Consider the following 24,087-nt stretch of genomic DNA (forward strand, 5'->3'; position numbering starts at 1 on the left):
GGTCTTTCAGGCAAAGAACGGGAGATATTCATGCATCGCGCTCTGGCCGCCGGGTTTCTGGCGCTCTCACTTACACCGGCTGTTGCGGCCCGGGCTCAGGATGCCCGGCTCCACTATGACGGAGACATGGTCATCACGCCGGCAACGGGCCATGTCGCACTCGATTGGACCATCCGCGTGCAGGAGGACGATATCGAGGCGGTGACCTTCCTGCTCAGCCCGTCATTCGAGGATGTGCGCATCACCGGCGACAGTGTCGCGAGCGTGACGGCGGGCGCGCTGGAGACGTTCTCAGGCGCCGTGCCGACCTACACCGTAACGCTGCACCCCGGAGCCAATCCGGGCGGCCGGCAGATTTCGGTCGAGTATCAGGGCGTCCTGCTGCCCGAACCCATGGAGACACGGATCAACACGGTGGAAGCCGGCAAGGTGGAACTGACTGTCGACAGTTTCTGGATGCCCTTCGATACGCGTTTCACCTCGCTGGTCACTGCCGACATCGATATCACCCTCGCCGGAGAAGATGCTTCGGACTGGTCGGGTGTCGGGATCGAGACGCTGGTTCCGGCTCGTGGCGGTTTCCATCTCCAGCAGACGCGTCCGGCCCTGGACGTCGCCTTCACACTGACATCGCGTTCCCGACGCATCGAAGCAGACGGCTATGTCATCCATGACATGCGGGCCGGGCCCGGCGCCGGTGTTGAAGCGGTAAGCGGAGCGCTGGACTTCTGTACGGACTATCTGAATTCGCTGGCCGGGCCGGCCGGCCCACTGCCGCAAGCCGCCGTGACCGTGAACGACCGGGCCGAGGCCGGTTATTCACGCGGGACGCTGATTGCGTTGACCGATATCGACGGGGAGGACCCGGTCTCGCTGTTCCAGTTCATCTGTCATGAGCTTGCGCACTACTGGAGCCGCGGCAATGCCATGACCGTCGAGAACTGGCTCAATGAAGGGATCGCCGACACCATGGCCAACATGGCCATTCGCGAAGCTTTCGGCGAAGAGGCCTATGAAGCGCGGCTCGAGAGCTATCGCTCTGCAGTAGAGGCCAGCCCCGGCGGCAATGGCGCGGTCTGGACACCGGCAAGCCGGGATCGCCCGCCGCACATCATCATGTATCGCAAGGCGCCGCTGATCATGGCGCGGCTGGAAGCGCGTGTCGGGCGCGACGAGTTTGCCCGCATCATGCAGGGCTATGCGGTTGAGGGCGTTGCCACGACACCGGCGCTTCTGGAACTGGTGGAACGGGAAGCCGGAGCCGATGCCCGGGCCGCGTTCGAGGCGATGCTCGCCGGCGAGGACTAGAACCCCTCGAACCGCGCGAATTCGTCAACGCCGGCACGGGCGGTGCGCGTGGTGTTGATCGGCGCGTCCGGGTCGGCATGGCCCAGGGCGATGCCGCAGAACAGGGTGTAGTCGCCGCCGATGCCGACCGCGCCTTTCACGGCTTTGGGAAAGGCGGCCCAGAATTCCTGGCAGCAGGTGGCGAGACCGGCCTCCTCGGCAGCCAGCACGAAGGACTGGATGAACATGCCGCAATCGGACCACTGGCCGGGCTGCATGGATGTGTGCAGCGAGACGAAGAGGCCGACCGGCGCACCGAAGAACTCGAAGTTGCGGGCGAATTGTATCAGCCGGCCCGTCTTGTCCTCGCGATCGATGCCGATCGAGGCATACATCGCTTCGCCGCAGGCAAAGCGGCGCGAATACCAGGGCTCTTCCAGCGGTTTGGGATAGACGCGGTATTCCAGCTCCGGCTCGCCCTTGAAGTGTTCGGCCTGGCTGGCCTTCACCGCGTCGATGACACGCTGGCGCGCCTCGCCGGCGACGACGTGAACCTGCCAGGGCTGGAGATTGCCGCCGGACGGGGCCCGGCTGGCCAGTTCGAGCAAGCCGCGGACCTGATCCTCGCTGACCGGGGTGTCGAGAAAAGCGCGTGTGGAGATGCGCTGTCTGAGCGCATCGGAAACGGAAAGCGTCATCGGGACCAACCTGATATCTGTTTGTCCCGAGACTAGAGGTCCGGCGCGCGAACCGGAAGCCGGTCGCGCGCCGGATCGCGATCAGACCTCGAACACAGGCTCGAAACCGCCGAAGATCATGCGGCGGCCATCGAACGGCATCGGATTGGTCTCCGGGCTGAAGGCCGGGTCTTCCATCATGGCCTGGAAGGCGGTGTCTGCGGCCTCTTTCGAGGGCCAGACGATCCAGGACAAGACGACGGTCTCGTCGTCCTTCAGTTTCACGGCCATGGGAAAGGACGTGGTCTCGCCGCCCGGCACGTCATCGCCCCAGCACTCCATGATGCTCAGGGCACCGTGCTTCTTGAAGTGTTCGGCTGCCTGGCGGGCGTGATCCAGAAAAGCCTGCCGGTTGGCGGTCGGGACAGGAGCGACCATGCCGCTGATATAAGTCATGAATGTATTTCTCCAGGGTTGATTGAAAAGATTGTCAGGCGTCGGCCATTTCCTGGCCGGCCTTCATGGCAGCCTCGACGTCCATCCAGGCCAGTTCCCAGATGTGGCCGTCAGGATCGGCAAAGCTGCGCCCGTACATGAAGCCGTATTCCTGCGGCGGGCAGGGGTCGACCCGGCCGCCCGCCGTGCCCGCCTTCTCGGCGGTTTCATCGACATGGTTGCGGCTTTCGCGCGACAGGCAGTTGAGCACCTGGGCCGAGGTGTGGGCATCGACGATCCTGCGGTCGGTGAACTGGCTGAAGCGCTCGTGTGTGAGCAGCATGACACTGATGGTGTCCGAAAAGGTCATCATTGCAGCACTGCCGTCGCAGAAACGCTCGTCCTTCACGGCGCCGACGGCCTGGTAAAAGGCGATCGACTTCTCAAGATCGGTAACAGGCAGGTTGACGAAAATCATCTGCGGCATAGGGGTTCCTCCTGTGTTGGTCTTGGCGATCCTGCCGAACTGAATTATAAAAAGCAACTATGAAGTCACAAAAAATAACTAACTCGGAATTTCGAGGGCCTCCAAGACGGTATGACGATGCCTGTGCAGCTGCGCATGCCATGGAGATTCTGGGCGAGCGCTGGGCGCTGCTGGTCGTGCGCGAGCTGCACACCGGACCCCGGCGTTTCACGGACATCCGGGCCGCATTGCCGGGTATCAGCGCGAATGTGCTGACGCAGCGCCTGGAAGGGCTCGAGGCCGCCGGAGTTGTGCGCCGGGCCGAGCTTCCACCGCCGGCCGCGTCGAAAGTCTATGAGCTGACAGAATGGGGCGCGCAGAGCGGACCGATCTTCGAGGCGCTCGGCCGCTGGGCGGCGCGTTCGCCCTGGCACGACGCGACCCAGTCATTCAGCGCCGCGTCCTTCATGCTGTCCCTGCGCACGATGTTCAGCGCCGACCGGGCCGGAGATATGGCCGCCACGATCGACTTCCGGATCGGCGTGACGCGGCTGGCCTGCCGCATCGCGGACGGCGTGCTGACGATCGGACCGGGGCAGAGCGCAACGCCCGATCTTGTTCTCACCGGTCCCGGCGAGGCGCTGGCCGGCCTGATCTATGGCGGTGTGCCGCTGGCGGCGCTGGAAGCCGATGGCGTGATCGAGGTGGAGGGCGACAGGGCGCTGGCGGAACGCCTGCCGGGCCTCTTCCCGCTGCCGGACAGGGCGCCGAAGCCGGGCGCGTAGCGTCTTTCCTCCCCATGGAATGGGGAGGGGGACCCGCGAAGCGGGGGAGGGGCCGCCGCGGTACGCGGCGGAATGGAGGAGCGAGGTTCGAACGCCCCCGGCGCTTTGCGCCGCCCCTTCGACCCGATGCTGCGCATCGGCCCACTTCCCCACGATGTGGGGAAGAAAAGCCGCAATCAGATCGAGAAACTCGTCCCGCAGCCGCAGGCGGCGGTGGCGTTGGGATTGTGGATCTTGAAGGCGGCGCCGATCAGCTCGTCGACATAGTCGATCTCCGAACCGTCCAGGAAGGGCAGGGAGGCTTCGTCGATCACGACTTTCGCGCCGTCACGCTCGATCAGCTGATCGTCTTCGCGCACATCGGCATCGAGGGCGAATGTGTAGGAGAAGCCGGAGCAGCCGCCGCCTTCCACGCCCACGCGCAGCAGCGTTCCGGCCGTCTGGCCGGCGAGGATGGTGTTGATCTGTCTGGCCGCGGAGGCCGAGAGGGTCACATTGGCTGTCATGGTAAAACCCGTTGGGGCATTCAGTTTCGCACTGTCATACCGTATATGGACCGCCAAGTGCGCCGATGAAAGGCCCCGATATGACGATTGCGGCGACCGACCGAAGCCGAGCCCCCTTTGCCTGCCACCCGTCGCGATCCCGCGGCCGCCGGTTTGACCAGCCCGACAGCGCCATGCGCAATGCCTTCCAGCGCGATCGCGACCGGATCATCCACTCGGCTGCATTCCGCCGCCTGAAGGAGAAGACCCAGGTTTTCGTGGCCCATGAGGGCGATCAGTACCGCACCCGTCTGACCCACTCCCTGGAAGTCGCCCAGATCGCCCGCACCCTCGCGCGCACGCTGGGGGCCGACGAGGATCTGGCCGAAGCGCTGGCCCTGGCGCACGATCTGGGCCATCCGCCCTTCGGTCATGAGGGCGAGCGCGTTCTGGCCCAGCGCATGAAGGATTATGGCGGCTTCGACCACAACGCCCAGACCCTGCGCGTCGTGACCAAGCTGGAAGTGCGTTATCCGCAGTTCGAGGGGCTTAACCTGACCTGGGAGACGCTGGAAGGCGTGGTCAAGCATAACGGGCCGTTGCTCACCGAGGCCTCGGGCGAAGGGGATCTGGCCTGGGCCTTCACCGACTATGACGGCTGGCGCGAGCTGGAGCTCGACACGCATGCCGGCCTGGAAGCCCAGATCGCGGCACTGTCCGACGACATCGCCTACAATAATCACGATATCGATGACGGTCTGCGCTCGGGCCTGCTGCAGCTGGAGCCCTTGCTGGAACTGCCGCTGGTCGGCGAGATCTTCCGCCGTGTGGAAAAGCGCTGGCCGGGCCAGCCGCGCACCATCGTCATTCACGAGGCGGTGCGCGACCTGATCGGGGTGATGGTCGGCGATGTACTGGAAGAGACGCGCCGGCGGCTCGATGCGGCCCGGCCGGAGACGGCGGAAGATCTGCGCCGGCTGGATCAGCCGGTCGTGGCCTTCTCCGAGGAGATGGTGCTGCACCTGGCCGCGCTGCGCCGCCATCTCTTTGCCCACATGTACCGGCACTACAAGGTGAACCGGATGATGAGCCAGGCGGGCCGGGTGATGCGTGATCTGTTCGACCTTTATCTCAACGATCCCGGTGTCTTGCCGACCGATGTCCAGGCGGGGATGCAGGGCGCCGGCACGGCCGAGTCGGCGCGTCATGTCTGCGACTACATCGCCGGCATGACCGACCGGTTCGCCGTCGAGGAACACCGCCGCCTGTTCACGGTTCAGGGATATTTCTGAGCCAGGCTGCCGGATGCGGCCGCACCGGGCTGCACCGGCGCATGAATTGCGGCGCCATCCGGTGCTATCGTTTTTCGCGCGGGAAGCGATTCGCTTGCCGCAAGAGCTGTGAGACGCCAGAGCACGATGACCGACAAGGATGATGACAGCCGCATCGGCGCCTATGCCCCGCCAGCGGACGAGTTCTCCACTTTCGATGCGCGCGAGGAAGACGCGCGCCGCGGCCCGCTGCTGCTCACGGCGGCGCTGGCGGTCTTCATCCTGTTCCTCGGTGTCGTCTGGAGCGCCTATAATCAGGGCCTGCGCGAGAGCGGCCGCGATGGAGCGCCGCGCCTGGTGCCGAACGAGGAACCCTATCGCGAACGTCCGGCCGATCCGGGCGGCGAGGAGACGCCGGATACCGAACTGGAAGTCTATGACCGCCTGACCGGTGACAGCGACGAGGGTGACGGTCCGGTCTCCCTGCGCCCGGCGCCGGAAGAACCGATCGAGGACAGCCGTCCGGCCCTGCGGGTCGAGACGGTCGATGCCGACGAGACCGGCGCGGACGTCACGCCGCGCCAGGCGCCCGATCGTCCCGCCGAGACACAGCCCGATCCCGAGCCGCAGGAAACAACACCGGCGCAGAGCGAGCCGGAGCCTGCTGCGCGGGATCCGGAACCCGACCCCGCCCCGGCGGAAACCCGGCCCGATCCCGCGCCGGCCCAGACGGCCCCGGCGGTGAACCGCAATGGCGACTGGGTGGTTCAGATTGCCGCTTTCCGCAGTGAAGCCGACGCTGAAGCGGCCTGGGTGGCCTTCCGCACGCGCTTCTCCGACATTGCCTCCGGCCTGGCGCCGGATGTGGTGCAGGTCGAGATTCCCAATCGCGGCACCTATCACCGCCTGCGCATCGCGGCGTTCGAGACACGCGATGACGCGGTCGCCTTCTGCTCGACCCTGCAGGGCCGCGGTCAGGACTGCCTGGTGGCGCGCCGATGAGCGGCGTGTCCTCGGCGATCTATGGCCTGGCCGGCCTGACGCTCGATCCGGAGGAAAAAGCCTTCTTCCGCGATGCCGATCCCTGGGGCTTCATCCTGTTTGCCCGCAATGTCGAAGGCGTGCGTCAGCTCTCCCGGCTGACGCTGGAGCTGCGCGACTGTGTGGGCCGGGATGTACCGATCCTGATCGACCAGGAAGGCGGGCGCGTGGCACGCCTCAAGCCACCGACCTGGCGGGCTGCACCGGCAGCACAGCGTTTTGCCGATCTCTATCTGAAGGACGAGGAAGCGGCGATCGAGGCGACGCGGCTCAATCATCGCCTGCTCGCGCACGAGCTGCGCGCCGTCGGGATCGATGTCGACTGTGCCCCGGTCGCCGATCTGCGGATCGAAGGCGCTGACGCGATCATCGGCGATCGCGCCTTCGGGACGACGCCGGAACCCATTGCCCATCTCGGCCGCGCCGCGATGGAAGGGCTGATGGCGGGCGGTGTTGCCCCCATCATCAAGCACATTCCCGGTCACGGCCGGGCGAAGGCCGACAGCCATCTGGAATTGCCGGTCGTGCCGGAAGAGCACGGCCTGCTGTCCGAGACCGATTTTGCGCCCTTCAAGGCCCTGAACGATGCGCCGATGGCGATGACGGCCCACATCGTCTACGCCGATATCGATGACAGCGCCCCGGCGACCCAGTCGCGCGAAGTCGTTGAAAAGGTGATCCGCGGCGAGATCGGTTTCGACGGTCTCCTGATGACCGACGATCTGTCGATGAAGGCGCTGGAGGGGACGTTCCGCGAGCGTGGCGAGCGGTCCTTGAAGGCCGGATGTGATATGCTGCTCCACTGCAATGGCGACATGGCGGAGATGAAGGCTGTCGCCGAAGGGGCCGCGCGGCTGGACGGCAAGCGCCTGGAACGGGCCGATGCTGCCGCTGCGGCGCGCGGGACGATCGAAGAATTCGACCCGCAGGACGCCGAATCGCGGCTGAATGCCTTGCTTGAACCTGTCACAGGCTAGCGGGGCGGCTTACGTGTCGGAGCGAAACTTGATCGAGGAATTCGAGGAGGACGTCCGGTTTGAAGCCGCCGAAGAGGCGGAAGCCGACGCCCTGATCGTCGATCTGGACGGTTTCGAAGGCCCGCTCCACCTCCTTCTGGCTCTGGCCCGCAAGCGCAAGGTCGATCTGGCCCGCATCTCGATCCTGGAACTGGCCGAGCAGTATCTGCAATTCATGGAAGCGGCGCGCCGCCGCCGGCTCGACCTGGCAGCCGACTATCTGGTGATGGCGGCTTGGCTGGCCTTCCTGAAGTCGAAAATGCTGCTGCCCAAGCCGAAGAAGGATGAGGACGAGGCACCGGCCGAGGTGATGGCCGCGGCGCTGGCTTTCCGCCTGCGGCGCCTGGAAGCCATGCGCGCCGCCGGTGAGGCCCTGTTCGCCCAGCCGCTTTTGCACACGGATGTGCATCCCGGCGGCCAGCCCGATGGTGTGCGCTCAACCCGCTCGGTGATCTACGAAGCCGACCTGCACGACCTCCTGTCGGCCTATTCGCGCCGCCGGATCCGGCAGGCGCGCTCGTCTTACCGGCCGCCATCGCCGCGAGTCTACCAGCTCGATGCGGCCCGCCAGCGGCTGGACAAGCTGATGCCGGAAATCCGCGACTGGCGCGATCTGGATACCTTGTTGCCGGACATGGGGGAATTGGGCGCCAATCCACCGCCTCTGCGCTCCGTGCGGGCCAGTTCGATGCTGGCCGCCCTTGAAATCACCAAGGAAGGCCATGCACGATTGCGTCAGCGCGAGGCCTATGCCCCGCTCTACGTTCGGGCGGCCGGGGACAACGCAGAGCATGACTGACGACGAAGACGGCAAGACCGGCGACGCGATTTCCGATGCGATCGCGGCGCTGCGCGAGCGCGCGGACCGGCAGGGGCCGTCAGTGCTGGCCGATGACGAGGCCTCCAAGGCGCTGGGCGTGCATCTGGCCGTGAATACCGAGCGCCAGAACCTGCGCATTCTCGAAGCCCTTCTGTTTGCCGCCAACGAGCCGCTGGACGAGGAGACCCTGATCGGGCGTCTGCCGCTGGAGGCGAATATCCAGGTATTGCTGGCAACGCTGGCTGCCGAGTATGAGGAACGCGGTGTGCGCCTGACGGAAGTCGGCGGGCGCTGGCGTTTCGAAACGGCACCCGACCTTGCCGATGTGCTCACCGAAGTCCGCCAGGAGCCGCGCAAGCTGTCCCAGGCGGCGCTGGAGACACTGTCCATCATCGCCTACCACCAGCCGGTGACGCGGGCCGAGATCGAGGAAATCCGCGGTGTTGCCGTGTCCAAGGGCACGCTGGATCTCCTGTTCGAACTGCGCTGGATCCGGCCGCGCGGCCGCAGACGCACGCCGGGCCGCCCGATCACCTATGGCACCACCTCGCAGTTTCTTGAATACTTCTCGCTGTCGACGATCGGCGACCTGCCCGGCATGGCCGACCTGAAGGCCGCCGGCCTGCTCGATGCCCGCCTTCCGCCCGATTTCACCGTGCCCGATCCCTCACGCGTCGAACAACCCGAACTGATCGAGGATCCGCTGGACGACGAGGAAATTCACGCCTTCCATGTCGACTTCATGGAAAGTGACGAGGATCCGGACGGCGCGGCCTGAGGCCGGGATTGGACGCAGCGCGGCAAACGCAGTAGATCAGAACGAGTTCTTCAAGTCGGAGGGGCATATGGCTCCGGGTATGTGGCAAATCCTGCTGGTCGTCCTGCTCGCCGTGCTGCTGTTCGGCGGGCGCGGCAAGATCGCTTCCGTGATGGGTGATTTCGCCAAGGGTATCACAAGTTTCCGCAAGGGCCTCAAGGACGAGGACGACAGCCAGTCGGCCTCGAACGAGGCGTCCGCGCTCGGCAGCGAAACCCGCGACGACGAAAAGACCGGGAGCTAGGCGATGAGCCCCGGCATCGGCATGCCGGAACTGTTGGTGGTTCTGGTGCTGGCGCTTGTTGTCGTCGGGCCGCAACAGCTGCCCGTCATGATGCGCAAGGTGGGGCAGATGATGGCCCAGATGCGTGCCATGGCAAAGGATTTCCAGAACTCCTTCGAGGAAATCGGCCGCGAGACCGAGCTCGCGGAGCTGCGCAAGGAAATCGAGGCCCTGAAAAAGTCCAACCCGGTCGAGGAAATCCGCGGCGAGGTCGACAAGGTCGCCTATGAAGCACGCTTCGGCGATGACGAGGTGCGCCAGCAAAAGATCGCCGCGGCTCAGCCGGAAAAGCCGGCCAGCCTGCCGGAACGGGGTGACGGTTAGCCGCCATGGGTCATGTCGAGGACGATGAAGTCGAGGCGAGCCGGGCGCCGCTGATCGACCACCTGATCGAACTGCGCTCGCGGCTGATCATCATCATCGCCTGCCTGACCGTCGGTTTCATTACCTGTTTCATCTTCTCCAGCCAGCTCTACCAGCTGCTGCTCATCCCCTACCGCGACGCCGCCGCGGCCGTGCGGGGTGTGCCGGTGGAAGAGCTGAACCTGACGGCGAACTTCTTCGCGCCGCTGGAATTCTTCTTCGTGCGCCTGAAACTGTCCCTGGTCGGCGCGATCATCGTCATCTTCCCGGTCATCGCCTGGCAGGTCTACGGCTTCGTGGCACCGGGCCTCTACAAGAATGAGCGCGGCGCCTTCGCGCCTTTCCTGGCGCTTTCCCCGATCCTGTTCGGCCTCGGCGTGGCCTTTGTCTATTATTTCGTCCTGCCCATGGTGATGCGGTTCTCGCTGGGGCAGGAACAGGTGCCGGAACTCGCGGGGACACGGATCGAGCTGCTGCTGAACGTGTCCGACTACATGAATCTGATCACCACGCTGATGCTGGTGTTCGGGATCTCCTTCCAGATGCCGGTCTTCCTGATGCTGCTGGCCAAGGCGGGCATCCTGCGTGCGCAGACCCTGTTGAAGGGCTGGCGCTTTGCGGTGGTCGGTATCGCCCTGTTCGCCGCCTTTGCGACGCCGCCGGATCCGATCAGCCAGATCATGCTCGGCGGTGCGCTCCTGCTGCTCTATTTCGTGTCGATCGGGGCCATGCACCTGATGGAGCCGAAAGAGCGCGACGAAGACGAAGACGCCTCTGCCTCCTGATCCGGTTTACGCCGCGCCCGGGCGCGGCTATAGCCGCGTTTTCACCTGTTCCAGACAACGGTTCCAGCCATGCACGATATCAAGCTCGTTCGCGACAATCCCGAAGCTTTCGACCAGGGCCTCGCCCTGCGCGGCCTGGAACCGCAATCCTCCCAGCTGATCGCCCTGGACACACAGCGCCGCGAGGCCCTGACCAGGCAGCAGGAGGCGGAGACCGAGCGCAATGCGCTGTCCAAGCAGATCGGCAAGGCAAAGGCCTCGGGCGATGAGGACGCGTTCAACCGTCTGCGCACCGAAGTCGACCGCCTGAAGACCGTGCTGGAAGAGGCCGGTCAGCAGGCGCGGCATTTCGACGAGACGCTGAGCCAGCATCTCGCTGCTCTGCCCAATCTGCCCGAAGAGGGCGTGCCCGCCGGCGAGGACGAGGCCGGCAATGTCGAACAGCGCCGCTGGGGCGATCCGCGCGCATTCGATTTCGAGCCGAAGGATCACGTCGATCTGGGCGAGGGGCTGGGCCAGATGGATTTCGAGGGCGCGGCCGCCCTGTCGGGCGCGCGGTTCGTGGCGCTCAAGGGGCCGCTGGCGCGTCTCGAGCGCGCACTCGCGCAATTCATGCTCGACCTGCACACGTCCGAGCATGGCTATCTGGAAGTCTCGCCGCCCTACATGGTGCGTGATGAGGCGATGTTCGGCACCGGGCAATTGCCCAAATTCGCCGACGACCTCTTCCGCACGACCGACCATCGCTGGCTGATCCCGACGGCGGAAGTGCCGCTGACCAATCTGGCGCGCGAGGCGATCCATCCGGAAAGTGCGCTGCCGATGCGCATGACGGCGCACACGCCGTGCTTCAGGGCCGAGGCCGGTTCGGCCGGCCGCGACACGCGCGGCATGATCCGCATGCACCAGTTCCACAAGGTGGAAATGGTGGCCATCACGTCGCCCGACGAAAGCGCGGCCGAGCTGGAACGCATGACCGGCTGTGCCGAGAAAGTGTTGCAGCTGCTGGGGCTGCCCTACCGGGTGATGCTGCTGTGTTCGGGCGATATGGGTTTCTCGGCCAAGCGCACCTATGACCTGGAAGTCTGGGTGCCGAGCCAGAAGAGCTATCGCGAGATCTCGTCCTGTTCGAACTGCGGTGACTTCCAGGCGCGGCGCATGAATGCCCGCTTCCGCAAGGAGGGCGAAAAGCGTCCGCTCTTCCTGCACACGCTGAACGGCTCCGGCGTGGCGACGGGCCGTGCCCTGCTGGCCGTGATGGAGAACTATCAGAACGCCGACGGATCGATCACCGTGCCGGACGTGTTGCGTCCGTACATGGGCGGTGTGGAAGTGCTGGGCGCCTAGCGTCCGGCACTATTCGCCCGCAGCCAGGGCTCGAGCTTCTCGAAGCGGAACTCCCCGGTGTCGTATAGAGGCCGAGGATGAAGTCGATGACGTCCTGCTTGCCGGGAGCGAAGCTGGCTCCATTGATACGCAGGAAAGTAGTCGTGCAGGCGAAACTGGTGCGCTTGTTGCCGTCAACGAATGGGTGATTTTGTGCCAGACTTTCCCAGAGTGCCGCTGCCTCGGCGATGAGGTCGGGATAGTAACGGTCCTGGGACGAGCGAGGGCCGACTCTAGCTGACCCCAATCCCGAACACCGTGTGATCCGCCGTAAGTTTCGATCTGATCGGCATGGATCGCAAGAACCTCATCGAGGGTCAGGTAGTCGAAGCTCATTCGGCCAGCTTCTTGTACACGTCGGCATATTCATCATGGGTTGCTTTGTAGGTGGCCATCACATGATCACGAACATTGGACGCCTTCTTGGCTTTAAGTAGCCCGGCGATCGCTTCGTCGATGAGCACGCGCAACTCTCGGCCCTCTGCTTCCGCCAGCGTTTTCAGTTCAGCCAGAAGACTGGCGTCCAAATCGGCGGAAAAATGTTCGCGGGGCTGGCTCATGATCGACTCCTGAATATCTCTACTTGAGATATCACGAAATATGCGTTCGTGAAACGTTCCGTCTGGCGGGAATGTGATCGCGGAACTGATGCATTGATTGCCGCCTTGCCGGGAACCCCCTAGAAGCGACCGAAAGAAAGCCGAAGGACGCCCAGCCCATGATCCCCGACAATCCGCGTATTCTGCTCACCAATGATGACGGCATCCGGGCCCACGGGCTGAAGGTGCTGGAGAAGATCGCGCGGGACCTGTCGGACGATGTGTGGATTGTGGCGCCGGCCGAGGAACAGTCCGGCGCCGGGCGTTCGCTGACCCTGCATTCGCCGCTGCGTGTCCGTCAGTACGACGAGCGGCGCTTTTCTGTGTCCGGCACACCGACGGATTGCGTGCTGATGGGCGTTCAGGACATCATCCCGGGCAAGAAGCCGGACCTTGTCCTGTCCGGCGTCAATCGCGGCCAGAACATCGCCGAGGACGTGACCTTCTCCGGCACGGTCGCCGGTGCGATGCAGGGCATGCAGCTGGGGATACCCTCGGTCGCGCTGTCGCAGGCCTATGGCTTCAAGAAGGGCGATCCGATCGAATGGGAGACGGCCGAACTCTACGGTGCGCCGATCCTGCGCCGCCTGTTCGACCTGAAATGGCCCGAGGACGTGCTGATCAATATCAATTTCCCGGACCGCAAGCCGGAGGATGTGACCGAGGTCGAGGTGACGCGCCAGGGCCGCCGCGACCAGCACATCCTGCATGCCGAACACCGCACCGATCCGCGCGGCATGGATTACTACTGGCTTGCCTTCAAGGGCATCCTGTCCAATCCCCCGGAAGGGGTGGACCTGAAGGCAGTCTATGACGGCAAGATTTCCGTCACCCCCCTTCACATGGACCTCACGCACGGCGAAACTCTGGGCAATCTGAAGCGGATGCTCGGCGGGGTGCCGCCAAAGAGCTGAGCCGCTCGCGCGCAACCGCACGGCATCGAAGGGACGATCCGATGAACCTGCCCGATCCGCGCATGATCCAGCTGGTCATGAGCCTGCGCGGCGGTGGTGTGACCGACGCGAAGGTGATGGGCGCGCTCGAGCGCACGCCCCGCCACCTCTTCGTGCCCGACCGTTTCGGCGACCAGGCCTATGACGACCGGGCACTGCCGATCGATTGCGGCCAGACCATCTCCCAGCCGCTGATCGTCGCCCTGATGACCCAGGCGCTGAAGCTGGATGACCGCTGCAAGGTGCTGGAGATCGGCACAGGGTCGGGCTACCAGGCTGCCGTGCTCGCCCGGCTGGCGCGGCGGGTCTACACGGTCGAGCGCTACCGCACGCTGTCACGCGAGGCCGAGGCCCGTTTCGAGGCGTTGCGGCTGACCAATATCGTGACCCGGATCGGTGACGGTACCCAGGGATGGCCGGAGCAGGCTCCTTTCGACCGGATCATCCTGACGGCATCCGCGCCGCAGCGCCCGGACGCGATTCTCGAACAGCTCAAGGATGGCGGTATCGCCGTGGCGCCGGTCGACCGCGACATCAAACAGGTGCTGGTGCGCTATGTGCGCGAAGGCGACAACATCGTCGAAACGGACCTGATGGATGTGCGTTTCGTGCCGCTGGTGAAGGGCGAGGCGAGGGCGCTTTGAGCGGTGGCGGCCGGATCACAGTCGTGCCCGTTTTTTCGCCCCATTTTACGCCGCATTGTCGGGCAGGTCTGGACGCTCGCGACGGGGCGTCCATAATAGTTGCCGTCAGGGGTTGAACCGAAGCCTTGGATAACTGGCGGTTAAGCGTTGTCATGGATTGATGGCGGCGGTTCGCTTCAGGAGCTGGATTCTCGCGATGCGTCTTTCGACAATGACTTGCCTGATTGCGGCCCTGTGCGCGGGGCTTGCCGCCTGCGCAACGACGCCGCGCGAGCCGGCACGTGTCGAGAATCGCTATCCCAATGCGGGCTCGCGCCCCACGCCGCCGGCACGGGTGACACCGCGCGATTGCGGCAGCGCTTACACGGTGCAGCGTGGTGACACGCTGTCCGAGATTGCCGTGATGTGCAGCGTTCCGATGGAAGAGCTGGCGGCGGCCAACAGTCTCTACCGGCCCTACACGCTGAATGTCGGGCAGGTCCTGTCGATGCCGCGGCCGCTGATGCATGTCGTGCAACGTGGCGAAAACCTTTACCGCATCGGCCTGCGTTACGGCATTCCGTTCCAGCAGCTGGCTGCCCACAACAGTATTTCGGCGCCGTACAATCTGGAGGTCGGCCAGCAGATCCGGCTGCCGCAGGGGGCGACGGTGGTCAATCTGGCCAGCCGCGACCCGTCCGCCGGTTCGCGCTCGACCGCGTCTTCGCCGCCGCCCGAGCAGCGCCGTCCGCCGGCCTCGTCCGGCACGCCCCGTTTCGACTGGCCGGTGCGCGGATCGGTCCTTTCCAGCTTCGGCAACAAGCCCGATGGCGGCCGCAATGACGGTATCAATATCGCGGCGCGTGCCGGTGAAAGCGTCCGTGCGGCGGCCGCAGGCCAGGTCGTCTATGCCGGCAGTGAGCTGGCCGGCTATGGTCAGCTCGTCCTGGTGCGTCATACGGGCGGTTTTGTCACAGCCTACGCCCATAATTCCCGGCTTCTGGTCAGCGAAGGCGACCAGGTCAGCCAGGGGCAGGTGATCGCCGAAGCCGGTTCGACCGGCTCGGTCGACAGGCCGCAGGTGCATTTCGAGATCCGCAACGGCGTCAATCCCGTGGACCCGATGAACTACCTGCGATGACCGCCGGACACGCCGGTTACAGTCAGGCCTTGTTGCAACACAGCCCTGCACCGATATAGTCCCGCGCTAATCTTTTCCTGGCGCGGGCGGCCCAGCCGGTCCCCGTCGCCCAGCCATCCGGGGTCTTTGCGTTATCATGGAAGCCTTTCTCGCCTCTCCGATCCCCATGCTCATCCTCATGGGCCTGGTGTTCTATTTCCTTCTCATCCGCCCGCAGCAAAAGCGCGCCAAGGAGCACCGGGAAATGGTGGAAGGCCTCAAGCGTGGTGACGAGGTCATTACCCAGGGCGGCCTGATCGGCAAGATCGCCAAGGTCGCCGACGAGGAAGTCACGATCGAGCTGTCCGAAGGCGTGAAGGTGCGTGTGGTTCGCCAGACGATCGCCACGGTGCGCGGACGTCCCGAGCCCAAGCCGGCCAACGACGCCAAGTCCGACTGATCTTCAGACCGTCTAGCTGAAAAGGCCGCGCGTCATGCTGCACTTCGGGCGCTGGAAACTCCTCACCATCTTTCTCGTGGTTCTGGCCGGGGCGCTTTACACCCTGCCGAACCTGGTGCCCGAAACGGTGCGCTACCAGATCAACGAGGCGGACGGCAGTCGCGAACCGCGCGGGATCTGGCGCTACATCCCCAGCAGCACCATCAATCTCGGTCTCGACCTTCAGGGCGGTTCCTACATCGTCTTCGAAGTCGACATGAACGAGGTGCGCACGGCCCAGCTGGAAAGCCTGGCAGCCGATGTCCGCCAGACGCTGCGCAACGACCCGCCGCTCCTGCCGCGCTCTGTCGCGGTGGTGGGCGAGGAAGTCGTCGTGCTGATGATCCGCGAGGAACAGCGTGACGAGGCGTTCGAGCGTCTGCGCGAGCTGAACGGCCCGGTGACCACCGAGCTGGGTCAGCCCGGCCTGGCGCAGATGTATGACATGCAGCGCGACGGCGAGGATCCCAGTGCGATCCGCATCTCCGTGACGGACGAGCAGTTCACCGCGATCCGCCAGCGCACGTTGAGCCAGTCGATCACGGTGATCCGCCGCCGTCTCGACGGTCTGGGCACGACCGATCCGACGATCGCCCGCTCCGGCGCTGACCGCGTCATGGTGCAGGTGCCCGGTGCCGACGATCCGCAGGAAATCATCGACCTGGTCGGCACGCAGGCCGCGCTGAGCTTCCACCTCGTCGACAACACCATCAATCCGGGACCGAACGGCCAGGCGCGTACGCCGCCGGGACGGACGATCTATCCGGTCGCCAACACCCAGCCGGTGCAGTATCTCGCGGTCGAGACGCGGCAATTGCTGACCGGTGAGAACCTCACGCAGTCGAATGTGACGCAGCATCCCAGCTATGTCGGTCCGGTGGTCGGTTTCCGGCTGGATACGCAGGGCGCGCTGATCTTCGGTGATGTGACCCGCAATAATCGCGGCCGCCAGTTCGCGATCGTGCTCGATGACGAGATCATCACGGCACCGCGGATCAACGAACCGATCCTCGGCGGCTCCGGTGTCATCGGCGGCGGCTATACCTACGAGACGGCGTCGCAGCTGGTCATCCTGCTCAATGCCGGTGCCCTGCCGGCCACGCTGACGCCTGTGGAGCAGCGTACCGTCAGCGCCAGCCTGGGCCGTGACCAGATCGAGAGCGGCACGCTGGCGATCATCATCGGCTTTGCGGCGGTGATCGTCTTCATGCTGGCGGCCTACGGCATTTTCGGCGTCTTCTCGACGCTCGCCCTGCTGGTCAATGTGGTGCTGATCCTGGGCGGTCTGTCCGGGCTGGGCATGACGCTCACCTTGCCGGGTATCGCGGGTATCATCCTGACCATCGGTATGGCGGTCGACGCCAACGTGCTGATCTTCGAGCGCATACGCGAGGAGAGCCGGCACGGGCGGACACCGGCCAATGCCATCCAGGCCGGCTATGAGCGGGCCCTGGCCGCGATCCTCGACGCCAACATCACCACCTTCATTGCGGCGGCCGTGCTGTTCATGCTCGGTGCCGGTCCGGTGCGCGGCTTCGCCGTGACGCTCGGCGTCGGCATCGTGACCTCGGTCTTCACCGCCTTCGTGTTCTCCCGCCTGCTGGCGGTTCTCTGGCTTCGGGCATTCAAGCCCAAGTCGCTGCCGCTGTAAGGGAGGCTGAGATGTCGCTTGCTCTCGTCAAATACCTGCCGGTCACCGGCAATGTCCCCTTCATCCGCATCCGCTTCTTCGCGCTCGGCCTGTCGGCGCTGGTGCTGCTGTTCTCGCTGTTCGAGTTCGCCAATGTCGGCATCAATTTCGGCATCGACTTCCGCGGCGGTATCCAGACCGAGGTGGAAACGGCGCCGGAAACCTCGATCGAGGACGTGCGGACTGTTGTGTCTGCGCTGGAGCTCGGTGAACCGCGTATCCAGGAGGCCGGCAATTCGCTGGAGGCTCGCCACACGATCCTGATTGCCCTGCCGCTGCAGCCGGGCGAGGGGGCGGAAGCGGAACGCGCCAACCAGGCCGCTCGCGAGACACTGGAAGCCGCCATTGCGGAGAACTTCCCCGACGCCCAGCTGCGCGGCACGACCGTTATCGGCGGTGCCGTGTCCGGCGAGCTGGTGGTGACCGGTTTCACCGCGATCGGCGTCGCGCTCTTCCTGATGCTGATCTACATCTGGTTCCGCTTCGAATGGCAGTATTCTGTCGGGGCCATCGTCGCCCTGATCCACGACGTGATCGCGACGGTCGGCATGTTCTCGGTCACCCAGATGACCTTCGACCTTGCGACCGTGGCGGCGATCCTGACCATTGTCGGCTATTCGATGAACGACACCGTGGTCGTGTATGACCGGATCCGGGAAAATCTTCGCAAGTACAAGAAGATGCCGCTTCCGGAAGTGCTCAACCTGTCGATCAACGACACGCTGTCGCGCACCATCCTGACCTCGGCGACCACGCTGGTCGCGCTGATCTCGCTCTACCTGATCGGCGGGGCGTCGCTGGAAGGCTTCGCCTTCGCGATGATCTGGGGCATCGTGATCGGTACCTATTCCTCGATCTTCGTGGCATCGCCGCTCCTGCTCTTCACGCAGGTACAACGCGACAGCGGCGAGAACTCCGACCAGTAGAGCGGTCGTCTTTCACAGCACCCGGACACAAACAGGGCCCGCCACCGGCGGGCCCTGTGACATGTCAGGGGGGACATGTGAGCGAGACGGACAGGGGAACAGGGAGGGGCGTCCGTCTCGCCTGTTCAACGCCGCCGTCGGCTATCTCCGTCGCCCGGTTCTGCACTTTGTCAGTCGAAGGCGAAGCTCGCATAGACCATCGGGCGGAAGACGGCGCTGGTGCGCGGTTCGGCCCGGTTCGGTCCGGGCTGGATCTGCGTCATGATCACGGCGCTGACATCGGTGGCCGGGCTGATGAAGAAGTCGGTATCGAACATCCCGCCCCAGCTGAAATCGCCGGGGACGCCCGCCGGATCCGCGCCTTCGGCCGGCGGCAGGACCACATCGACACCAAAGCCGTAGCTGCGGCCCTGCCAGCTCTCGCCCAGCTGTTCGGCCGTGACTTGCGGGCTCGCCATGAGAGCCAGCGTTTCCGGCTCCAGGATCCGCACATCGCCCAGGGCACCGTCATTGGCGAGCATCATCGCAAAGCGGATATAGTCGCTGGCCGTCGAGACCAGGCCGCCGCCACCGGATGCCCAGTCAGGCATAAAGGCCTCGGCATACTCGACCAGGCTGCCGTCTTCGGCATGGACATAGAGCGGAGACATGTCGGCTTCGTCAAAATTGACGTCGTCGAAGAAGAAGCCGGTCGCATGCATGCCCAGCGGTTCGAAAATCTCGGTCTCCATGAAGTCTTCGAGCGGCATGCCCGAGGCGACTTCGACTACGCGGCCCAGCACGTCATTGGCGTAGGAATACTGCCAGGTATCGCCGGGATCGTTGTAGAGCGGCAGGGCGGCCAGCTGTTCCATGCGGGCTTCCAGATTGCCCTCGCCGGAATAGAGCGAATTCTCGATATAGAGACGGCCCAGATCGGTCTGGTTCTCGAAGATATAGCCCAGGCCCGATGTGTGCGTGAGAAGGTGACGGACCGTCATCACGGTCTCCGGCGGACGTGTCTGGATCTCGCCTGTCTCGTCTGCCATCAGGCTGACGGCGACCTCGACATCGGCGAAGGCGGGGATGTAATCGCTGACCGGATCATCCAGCCCCACCAGGCCATCCTCGACCAGCATCATCGTCGCTACAGCCGTCACCGGCTTGCTCATCGAAGCGATGCGGACCGGGCTGTCGACGGTGAAGGGCGCACCGGTCTCGATATTGATGAAGCCGGCCTCGCTGATATGGGCGACGCGGTCGCCGCGCGCGATGATCGCGGCATAGCCCGGGCGGGCCTGTTCTGCAGCGAGGGCATCGAGCCGTGCATCCAGCGCTTCGAAGGCGGCAGGATCGAAGCCGAGCGCCCGCGGATCGGGGACCGCTTCGATTGATTGGGCATGGGCGGTAAAGCCGCAGGCGGCAAGGGCCAGCGCGGCGGTAGCGATGCGGAACGCCATTAAAACTCCCCCTCGGGATGATGATTATCGACCGGGGGGAAGGTTAGGGCGGGGCCGCCGGGTTGGCGACCCCGAATTCGCCTGGAAATGGCGGATCAGGCGGCGGCGAGGTTCTCGGCCGCGAATTCCCAGTTCACAAGGTGATCGAGGAAGGTGGAGATGTAGTCCGGACGGCGGTTCTGGTAGTCCAGATAATAGGCGTGCTCCCACACATCCATCGTCAGCAGCGGCGTCACGCCGGCCTCGGTGAGCGGGGTTTCCGCGTTCAGCGTCTTGCGCACATCCAGCTTGCCGTCAGCCAGCACCAGCCAGGCCCAGCCGGAGCCAAACTGCGTCGCGCCGGCCTTGGCGAAGGCATCCTTGAAGGCGTCGAAGGAGCCGAAATCGCGATCGATCATCTCGGCCAGCTTGCCCGTCGGTGCGCCGCCGCCATTGGGTCGCATGGACTGCCAGTAGAAGGTATGATTCCAGATCTGGGCGGCATTGTTGAAAATCCCCGCCTTGTCGGCCTTGCCGGCCGTGTCCTGGATGATGTCCTCGAGCGACTTCGAGGCCATGTCGGTCCCCTCGACGAGGCCGTTCAGGTTGTTCACATAGGCGTTGTGGTGTTTGCCATGGTGGAAATCCAGCGTCTCAGACGAGATATGGGGAGCCAGCGCATCTTTTGCGTAGGGCAGATCGGGCAGGGTGAAAGCCATGAGAACCTCTCGTTGGACCAGTGGTGGGACACTATGTGGCCTTTTCGGCCGTCTTTCTATGACCGGACATATGGTGTGGCCGGCGGCTCTGTCTACCGGTAAGTCGCATGCAGGACACTGATTTCGACAAAATGCTGCAGGCTTCGGACCCGGACCGGCGTCTTGCGGCGCTGTTCGCACCGGCAGAGGCGCGCGCCCGTCTTTTCGCCCTTTACGCCTTCAATCAGGAGATCGGGCGGGTTGCCGAAGCGACCTCGGAAGGCATGATCGGCGAGATGAAGCTGACCTGGTGGCACGACGCCGTCGCCGACCTGTATGCCGATCCGCCCCGGGTGCGCCGCCACGCCGTCACCGAGGGGCTGGCCGAGCTGACCGGCATGATTTCCCTCAAGGACATGCAGGGGCTGATCGATGCACGTCTCGACGATATCTCTGCGCGACCCTATGAGTCGCTGGATGCGCTTCTGGACTATGTCGACGCGACCGCCGGCCGGCTGATGGGCCTCGCTCTGCGCCTGTGCGAGGCGGAGCTGGCGCCCGAAACCCTGCAGGCTGCGGGACGGGCCTGGGGGCTCACCGGGCTGCTGCGGGCCTTCCCGGTACGCGCGAAGATCGGACGCGCACCTGTGGGCGGTGACGATTTGTCGGACGCGGGCGCGACGCCGGCCATGCTGGCGCAGGGCCTGGGCGAGGAGAAGGTGAGGCGTGCCGTGATCCCGGTGCGCCGCGCTGCAGAACAGGCGCTGGCCGATCTCAAGGCCGCCGGAGCCTTGCCCGCAGCGGCGCTGCCGGCCACCGGTTATGCGGTCCTTGCGCGGGGATATCTGGATACCTTGCCGGATAATCCCTACCTGATCGCGCCGGAGCGGCCGCTTCTGCCGCGGCAATTGCGCCTGACCTGGCTGTCCCTGACGGGACGGTGACATTTCCGGCTGCAGCACTAGAGTTGAAGCGGCGCACGGGATGGCCCATCACGGTCGCGCTGAATCGAGAACAACGGAGAAGACGACATGTTTCACGCCCTCATCACCGGTGCCAATCGCGGTCTCGGCCTCGAGCACGCCCGGCAATTGCTGGAGCGGGGCTGGCATGTCACGGCAGCAGTGCGCGATCCGGATGCTGCCAGCGAGCTGAAGGCGCTGCCGCAGGGCGAGGGCAAGCTCGATGTGGTGGCTTATGACGCGACCGATTTCGAATCGCCGAAACGGCTGGCCGCCGAGATCGACGGTCCGATTGACCTCCTCTTCGCCAATGCCGGGATGATGTCGCCGGAAACGCGCAACTTCGGTGCCGCGGCCGGTGACGCCATGGCGCTGGAATTCCGGGTCAATGCGATCGCACCGCTGGCCCTCGTCGAGGCGTTTGCCGACAAGGTAGCCGCTTCGGAGATGAAGGTCGTCGCGCTGCAATCCTCGCGCATGGGCTCTATCGCCGACAACGGCTCCGGTGGTGGCTATGGCTATCGCGGGTCCAAGGCGGCACTGAACGCCATCGGTAAGTCGCTGAGCCTGGACCTCGCCGATCGGGGCATTGTCGTCCTGATCCTGCACCCGGGCTGGGTGCGTACCGACATGGGCGGTCCGAACGGCCAGCTGACGGTGCAGGAAAGCGTGGAAGGCCAGCTGGACCTGATCGCCCGCGCCTATGGCAATCCGGCGATGTCCGGCCGCTTTTTCCACGTCTCCGGCCAGGACCTGCCCTGGTAGGGCAGGTCCGGCGGAGGGATTACGGCTGCTCGCCGATATGCTCGGCGAGGAAGGTCTCCAGGGCGCCATAGACCTCCCGGCGCATCTGTGTGCTCGTCAGCCAGTGGTCACCGTTGTCGACGGCCACAAGTTCCACATCCTTGTGCTCCCGGCGCAGGGCCCGCTGCATGATCTGGCTTTGCGAGAAGGGCACGACACTGTCGTCCCGGCCATGGATCAGCAGGATGGGGGCCCGGGCATTTTCGGCGAAATTGGCGGGCGAGATGGCCCGCATGGCGTCTGCGAGGGATTGGTCGCCTTCGCCGGTAAAGCGATCGGCCCAGGCGGCGCCGAGCCAGTGGCGGCGGCCATAGCGGTTCTCGACGAGTTCGATGAGTTCCTCGACATCGCTGACGCCCGCAATGGCGACGGCACAGCGATACAGGTCTGGCGTGAAGACGGCACCCGCCAGCGCGGCATAACCGCCATAGGAGCCCCCCACGATGCAGACCCGCGCCGGGTCGGCAATCCCGGCTGTGGTCAGGGCTGCCACCGCGTCGGAAAGGTCGTGCTGCATCACGCCCGTGCCCCACTCGCCATGGCCCGCGAATTCCCAGGCATCGCCATAGCCGCCGGAGCCGCGGAAGTTCGGCTGGATGACGGCGTAGCCGCGTGATGCCAGGAAATGGGCGAGCGGATCAAATCCGCCCGTGTCGCGCGTTGCCGGCCCGCCGTGCGGCAGAAGGACAGTGGGGAAGGGACCTTCGCCTTCGGGGACGGTCAGATACGCCTCGATCCGGGTTCCGTCACGCGCCGGATAGGTGATGTGCTGGCGCGGCCGCAGGCTGCCGGCCGGCAGGCCCGCGTGGGTCTCGGCGAGCGGGTGGATGGCCGGCGTTACCGTATCGAAGAGATAGTAGACCGGGGCCTGGGCTTCCGACTGGGTGACAAACAGGATACGCGAGAGATCGCGCGACCAGCTGACGATCGCCGGGTTCTGGCCGGCCGCGGCCTGGTCCAGAATGGCCTGGATTTCCGCGAACCGGGGATCGAACCATTCGACGCGCGGCAAGGCCTCATCCCAGCTCACGCCGAGCACCTGCTGCGTGTAGGGATCGGAGATCACGCCGGTGATGTCGAATTCAGGGTGCTCGAAGATCGCGCCGGTTATCTCGCCGGTTTCCAGAGAGAAGGCGTAAAGTCCGCGGCGCCCGGATCCGTTGGTGAAGGTTGTGGTGACGGCAAAGCGGCCGTCCGGCATTTCTCCGGCCAGACCGACACTCGGACGTTCGACGCCGGTCTGCTCGGAAATGATACGCCAGCCAGACCCGTCGGGAACGCGGATGGTTTCGCGCTGGACCTCGCTCGCGTAGTCGATACGGGCCAGCACTTCGCCATTCGCTCCCACCTGCCAGTCGCGCGTCCAGCGGCTGCCGCGGAAGGCGATGCGGGAACTGCCGGACCGGGGGTCCACCGACATGAGGTTGATGTCGAAATTCTGGTCCAGCAGCGGCACGAAGACCCGGCCCTCATCGGCATCCAGGCCAACAACACGGCCACCGCTGAAATTGATCGCGGCCCGGCGGACATTGCGCAGCAATTGCCGGCTCGACAGGCCGTCCTCGGTGTCGATGGCCACGATGGCGCTGAAGTCGAGCGTCCCGCGCAGGCCGAGATAGGCAGTGACGTCGCTCGCCATGAGCAGCAGCATGCGGTCGTCAGCCCAGCGAAGATCGATGGGCCGCACCTCCGACACATCGACCGACTGGCCTTGCTGGTCGACCAGGTCGTGAACAACCAGGGTCAGGCGTCCGTCCGTCTCGGTCGTGAAGGCCAGATGGCGTCCGTCGGGTGAAAGCTCGGCCAGGCGCATGTGCGGTTCCTGGACAAAGGCTTCAAGCGGTTGTGCCAGAGCACCGCTGCTGCTGGCGGCCAACA

At 64.9% G+C, this 24,087-nt stretch carries 27 protein-coding genes and 1 pseudogene; 19 read left to right on the forward strand and 9 right to left on the reverse strand.

Going from position 1 to position 24,087, the window contains the following annotated elements; all coding sequences use genetic code 11:
• The first annotated feature begins 30 nt into the window (after positions 1–30).
• Entirely contained in the window at positions 31–1,308 is a 1,278-nt protein-coding gene (locus PKE71_RS01480; protein WP_271185181.1) for a M1 family aminopeptidase, read from the forward strand.
• Here the strand turns inward: PKE71_RS01480 and PKE71_RS01485 are convergent.
• From PKE71_RS01485 to PKE71_RS01495, 3 genes are all read right to left on the reverse strand, one after another.
• Positions 1,305–1,985 carry a nitroreductase gene (locus PKE71_RS01485; protein WP_271185182.1) on the reverse strand — a complete coding sequence of 227 codons (681 nt, stop codon included), beginning with the start codon at positions 1,983–1,985 and terminating at the stop codon, positions 1,305–1,307. The two genes, PKE71_RS01480 and PKE71_RS01485, sit on opposite strands and share 4 nt — an antisense overlap.
• 81 nt (positions 1,986–2,066) lie before the next feature.
• Positions 2,067–2,420, reverse strand: coding sequence for a DUF1428 domain-containing protein (locus tag PKE71_RS01490; RefSeq protein WP_271185183.1), 354 nt, complete (start codon positions 2,418–2,420; stop codon positions 2,067–2,069).
• A gap of 34 nt (positions 2,421–2,454) precedes the next feature.
• Positions 2,455–2,886, reverse strand: coding sequence for a VOC family protein (locus PKE71_RS01495; protein WP_271185184.1), 432 nt, complete (start codon positions 2,884–2,886; stop codon positions 2,455–2,457).
• A 140-nt stretch (positions 2,887–3,026) separates the two neighbouring features.
• Here PKE71_RS01495 and PKE71_RS01500 point away from each other — a divergent pair, with 140 nt between their 5' ends.
• The gene (locus PKE71_RS01500) at positions 3,027–3,650 is read left to right on the forward strand and encodes a winged helix-turn-helix transcriptional regulator (protein ID WP_271185185.1); all 624 of its coding nucleotides are present in this window, start codon (positions 3,027–3,029) and stop codon (positions 3,648–3,650) included.
• A 176-nt stretch (positions 3,651–3,826) separates the two neighbouring features.
• Here the strand turns inward: PKE71_RS01500 and erpA are convergent, their stop codons facing one another.
• A complete protein-coding gene (gene erpA, locus PKE71_RS01505; RefSeq protein WP_271185186.1) occupies positions 3,827–4,156 on the reverse strand; it encodes an iron-sulfur cluster insertion protein ErpA in 330 nt (109 codons plus the stop codon).
• Positions 4,157–4,221: 65 nt separating this feature from the next.
• Here erpA and PKE71_RS01510 point away from each other — a divergent pair, with 65 nt between their 5' ends.
• The 9 genes from PKE71_RS01510 to serS all read left to right on the forward strand — a co-directional run bounded on the left by PKE71_RS01510 (position 4,222) and on the right by serS (position 11,878).
• Positions 4,222–5,427: a deoxyguanosinetriphosphate triphosphohydrolase gene (locus tag PKE71_RS01510; RefSeq protein ID WP_271185187.1), complete on the forward strand. Its 1,206-nt coding sequence runs from the start codon at positions 4,222–4,224 to the stop codon at positions 5,425–5,427.
• Between the two features lie 126 nt (positions 5,428–5,553).
• A complete protein-coding gene (locus tag PKE71_RS01515; protein ID WP_271185188.1) occupies positions 5,554–6,408 on the forward strand; it encodes an SPOR domain-containing protein in 855 nt (284 codons plus the stop codon).
• A complete protein-coding gene (gene nagZ / locus PKE71_RS01520) occupies positions 6,405–7,424 on the forward strand; it encodes a beta-N-acetylhexosaminidase (RefSeq protein ID WP_271185189.1) in 1,020 nt (339 codons plus the stop codon). Before PKE71_RS01515 ends, nagZ begins: the two co-directional genes overlap by 4 nt.
• 28 nt (positions 7,425–7,452) lie before the next feature.
• Positions 7,453–8,262, forward strand: a complete 810-nt coding sequence (locus tag PKE71_RS01525) for a segregation and condensation protein A (protein WP_271185190.1) — start codon at positions 7,453–7,455, stop codon at positions 8,260–8,262.
• Complete coding sequence (gene scpB / locus PKE71_RS01530; RefSeq protein WP_271185191.1) at positions 8,255–9,061, forward strand: SMC-Scp complex subunit ScpB; 807 nt, start codon at positions 8,255–8,257, stop codon at positions 9,059–9,061. The genes PKE71_RS01525 and scpB overlap by 8 nt, the downstream gene beginning before the upstream one ends.
• A 67-nt stretch (positions 9,062–9,128) precedes the next feature.
• Entirely contained in the window at positions 9,129–9,344 is a 216-nt protein-coding gene (locus PKE71_RS01535) for a twin-arginine translocase TatA/TatE family subunit (RefSeq protein WP_271185192.1), read from the forward strand.
• A 3-nt stretch (positions 9,345–9,347) separates the two neighbouring features.
• Positions 9,348–9,707, forward strand: coding sequence for a Sec-independent protein translocase protein TatB (gene tatB / locus PKE71_RS01540; RefSeq protein WP_271185193.1), 360 nt, complete (start codon positions 9,348–9,350; stop codon positions 9,705–9,707).
• Between the two features lie 5 nt (positions 9,708–9,712).
• On the forward strand, positions 9,713–10,531 hold the full coding sequence (gene tatC / locus PKE71_RS01545) for a twin-arginine translocase subunit TatC (RefSeq protein ID WP_271185194.1): 819 nt from the start codon (positions 9,713–9,715) through the stop codon (positions 10,529–10,531).
• Between the two features lie 69 nt (positions 10,532–10,600).
• Positions 10,601–11,878, forward strand: coding sequence for a serine--tRNA ligase (gene serS / locus PKE71_RS01550; RefSeq protein ID WP_271185195.1), 1,278 nt, complete (start codon positions 10,601–10,603; stop codon positions 11,876–11,878).
• Here serS and PKE71_RS17610 read toward each other — a convergent pair.
• Positions 11,875–12,253, reverse strand: a pseudogene (locus PKE71_RS17610) (type II toxin-antitoxin system death-on-curing family toxin). The gene serS and the pseudogene PKE71_RS17610 sit on opposite strands and share 4 nt — an antisense overlap.
• Positions 12,250–12,477 carry a hypothetical protein gene (locus PKE71_RS01555; protein WP_271185196.1) on the reverse strand — a complete coding sequence of 76 codons (228 nt, stop codon included), beginning with the start codon at positions 12,475–12,477 and terminating at the stop codon, positions 12,250–12,252. Before PKE71_RS01555 ends, PKE71_RS17610 begins: the two are co-directional and overlap by 4 nt.
• 158 nt (positions 12,478–12,635) lie before the next feature.
• On the opposite strand from PKE71_RS01555, the gene surE reads away from it, so the two are divergent.
• The 6 genes from surE to secF all read left to right on the forward strand — a co-directional run bounded on the left by surE (position 12,636) and on the right by secF (position 18,327).
• Positions 12,636–13,430 carry a 5'/3'-nucleotidase SurE gene (gene surE, locus PKE71_RS01560; RefSeq protein WP_271185197.1) on the forward strand — a complete coding sequence of 265 codons (795 nt, stop codon included), beginning with the start codon at positions 12,636–12,638 and terminating at the stop codon, positions 13,428–13,430.
• A gap of 41 nt (positions 13,431–13,471) precedes the next feature.
• Entirely contained in the window at positions 13,472–14,113 is a 642-nt protein-coding gene (locus tag PKE71_RS01565; protein ID WP_271185198.1) for a protein-L-isoaspartate(D-aspartate) O-methyltransferase, read from the forward strand.
• 196 nt (positions 14,114–14,309) lie between these two features.
• Positions 14,310–15,233: a M23 family metallopeptidase gene (locus PKE71_RS01570; RefSeq protein WP_271185199.1), complete on the forward strand. Its 924-nt coding sequence runs from the start codon at positions 14,310–14,312 to the stop codon at positions 15,231–15,233.
• Positions 15,234–15,369: 136 nt separating this feature from the next.
• The gene (gene yajC, locus PKE71_RS01575; RefSeq protein ID WP_271185200.1) at positions 15,370–15,672 is read left to right on the forward strand and encodes a preprotein translocase subunit YajC; all 303 of its coding nucleotides are present in this window, start codon (positions 15,370–15,372) and stop codon (positions 15,670–15,672) included.
• Positions 15,673–15,706: 34 nt separating this feature from the next.
• Positions 15,707–17,362 carry a protein translocase subunit SecD gene (gene secD, locus PKE71_RS01580; protein WP_271185201.1) on the forward strand — a complete coding sequence of 552 codons (1,656 nt, stop codon included), beginning with the start codon at positions 15,707–15,709 and terminating at the stop codon, positions 17,360–17,362.
• Positions 17,363–17,373: 11 nt separating this feature from the next.
• Positions 17,374–18,327 carry a protein translocase subunit SecF gene (secF, locus tag PKE71_RS01585; RefSeq protein WP_271185202.1) on the forward strand — a complete coding sequence of 318 codons (954 nt, stop codon included), beginning with the start codon at positions 17,374–17,376 and terminating at the stop codon, positions 18,325–18,327.
• A gap of 170 nt (positions 18,328–18,497) precedes the next feature.
• Here the strand turns inward: secF and PKE71_RS01590 are convergent, their stop codons facing one another.
• On the reverse strand, positions 18,498–19,766 hold the full coding sequence (locus tag PKE71_RS01590) for a serine hydrolase domain-containing protein (RefSeq protein WP_271185203.1): 1,269 nt from the start codon (positions 19,764–19,766) through the stop codon (positions 18,498–18,500).
• Between the two features lie 95 nt (positions 19,767–19,861).
• Positions 19,862–20,464 (reverse strand): superoxide dismutase, encoded by a 603-nt coding sequence (locus PKE71_RS01595; RefSeq protein WP_271185204.1) that lies wholly within the window; start codon positions 20,462–20,464, stop codon positions 19,862–19,864.
• 107 nt (positions 20,465–20,571) lie between these two features.
• On the opposite strand from PKE71_RS01595, the gene PKE71_RS01600 reads away from it, so the two are divergent.
• Positions 20,572–21,387, forward strand: a complete 816-nt coding sequence (locus PKE71_RS01600) for a squalene/phytoene synthase family protein (RefSeq protein WP_271185205.1) — start codon at positions 20,572–20,574, stop codon at positions 21,385–21,387.
• Positions 21,388–21,474: 87 nt separating this feature from the next.
• Positions 21,475–22,170, forward strand: coding sequence for an SDR family oxidoreductase (locus tag PKE71_RS01605; RefSeq protein WP_271185206.1), 696 nt, complete (start codon positions 21,475–21,477; stop codon positions 22,168–22,170).
• 19 nt (positions 22,171–22,189) lie between these two features.
• Here the strand turns inward: PKE71_RS01605 and PKE71_RS01610 are convergent, their stop codons facing one another.
• Complete coding sequence (locus PKE71_RS01610) at positions 22,190–24,085, reverse strand: alpha/beta hydrolase family protein (protein WP_271185207.1); 1,896 nt, start codon at positions 24,083–24,085, stop codon at positions 22,190–22,192.
• Between the last annotated feature and the right edge of the window lie 2 nt (positions 24,086–24,087).

This window comes from Maricaulis virginensis (genome assembly GCF_027922185.1).
Taxonomy (GTDB): domain Bacteria; phylum Pseudomonadota; class Alphaproteobacteria; order Caulobacterales; family Maricaulaceae; genus Maricaulis; species Maricaulis virginensis.

Excerpts from the sequence above, each read along its gene's own strand:
- PKE71_RS01510 (WP_271185187.1), top strand. The coding sequence starts at position 4,222 with ATGAAAGGCCCCGATATGACGATTGCGGCGACCGACCGAAGCCGAGCC.
- PKE71_RS01480 (WP_271185181.1), top strand. The coding sequence starts at position 31 with ATGCATCGCGCTCTGGCCGCCGGGTTTCTGGCGCTCTCACTTACACCG.
- tatC (WP_271185194.1), top strand. The coding sequence starts at position 9,713 with ATGGGTCATGTCGAGGACGATGAAGTCGAGGCGAGCCGGGCGCCGCTG.
- yajC (WP_271185200.1), top strand. The coding sequence starts at position 15,370 with ATGGAAGCCTTTCTCGCCTCTCCGATCCCCATGCTCATCCTCATGGGC.
- PKE71_RS01535 (WP_271185192.1), top strand. The coding sequence starts at position 9,129 with ATGGCTCCGGGTATGTGGCAAATCCTGCTGGTCGTCCTGCTCGCCGTG.
- PKE71_RS01485 (WP_271185182.1), bottom strand. The coding sequence starts at position 1,985 with ATGACGCTTTCCGTTTCCGATGCGCTCAGACAGCGCATCTCCACACGC.
- erpA (WP_271185186.1), bottom strand. The coding sequence starts at position 4,156 with ATGACAGCCAATGTGACCCTCTCGGCCTCCGCGGCCAGACAGATCAAC.
- PKE71_RS01590 (WP_271185203.1), bottom strand. The coding sequence starts at position 19,766 with ATGGCGTTCCGCATCGCTACCGCCGCGCTGGCCCTTGCCGCCTGCGGC.
- PKE71_RS01555 (WP_271185196.1), bottom strand. The coding sequence starts at position 12,477 with ATGAGCCAGCCCCGCGAACATTTTTCCGCCGATTTGGACGCCAGTCTT.
- PKE71_RS01600 (WP_271185205.1), top strand. The coding sequence starts at position 20,572 with ATGCAGGACACTGATTTCGACAAAATGCTGCAGGCTTCGGACCCGGAC.
- secF (WP_271185202.1), top strand. The coding sequence starts at position 17,374 with ATGTCGCTTGCTCTCGTCAAATACCTGCCGGTCACCGGCAATGTCCCC.
- PKE71_RS01490 (WP_271185183.1), bottom strand. The coding sequence starts at position 2,420 with ATGACTTATATCAGCGGCATGGTCGCTCCTGTCCCGACCGCCAACCGG.
- tatB (WP_271185193.1), top strand. The coding sequence starts at position 9,348 with ATGAGCCCCGGCATCGGCATGCCGGAACTGTTGGTGGTTCTGGTGCTG.
- PKE71_RS01570 (WP_271185199.1), top strand. The coding sequence starts at position 14,310 with ATGCGTCTTTCGACAATGACTTGCCTGATTGCGGCCCTGTGCGCGGGG.
- PKE71_RS01500 (WP_271185185.1), top strand. The coding sequence starts at position 3,027 with ATGGAGATTCTGGGCGAGCGCTGGGCGCTGCTGGTCGTGCGCGAGCTG.
- scpB (WP_271185191.1), top strand. The coding sequence starts at position 8,255 with ATGACTGACGACGAAGACGGCAAGACCGGCGACGCGATTTCCGATGCG.
- surE (WP_271185197.1), top strand. The coding sequence starts at position 12,636 with ATGATCCCCGACAATCCGCGTATTCTGCTCACCAATGATGACGGCATC.
- nagZ (WP_271185189.1), top strand. The coding sequence starts at position 6,405 with ATGAGCGGCGTGTCCTCGGCGATCTATGGCCTGGCCGGCCTGACGCTC.
- secD (WP_271185201.1), top strand. The coding sequence starts at position 15,707 with ATGCTGCACTTCGGGCGCTGGAAACTCCTCACCATCTTTCTCGTGGTT.
- PKE71_RS01515 (WP_271185188.1), top strand. The coding sequence starts at position 5,554 with ATGACCGACAAGGATGATGACAGCCGCATCGGCGCCTATGCCCCGCCA.
- serS (WP_271185195.1), top strand. The coding sequence starts at position 10,601 with ATGCACGATATCAAGCTCGTTCGCGACAATCCCGAAGCTTTCGACCAG.
- PKE71_RS01495 (WP_271185184.1), bottom strand. The coding sequence starts at position 2,886 with ATGCCGCAGATGATTTTCGTCAACCTGCCTGTTACCGATCTTGAGAAG.
- PKE71_RS01595 (WP_271185204.1), bottom strand. The coding sequence starts at position 20,464 with ATGGCTTTCACCCTGCCCGATCTGCCCTACGCAAAAGATGCGCTGGCT.
- PKE71_RS01605 (WP_271185206.1), top strand. The coding sequence starts at position 21,475 with ATGTTTCACGCCCTCATCACCGGTGCCAATCGCGGTCTCGGCCTCGAG.
- PKE71_RS01565 (WP_271185198.1), top strand. The coding sequence starts at position 13,472 with ATGAACCTGCCCGATCCGCGCATGATCCAGCTGGTCATGAGCCTGCGC.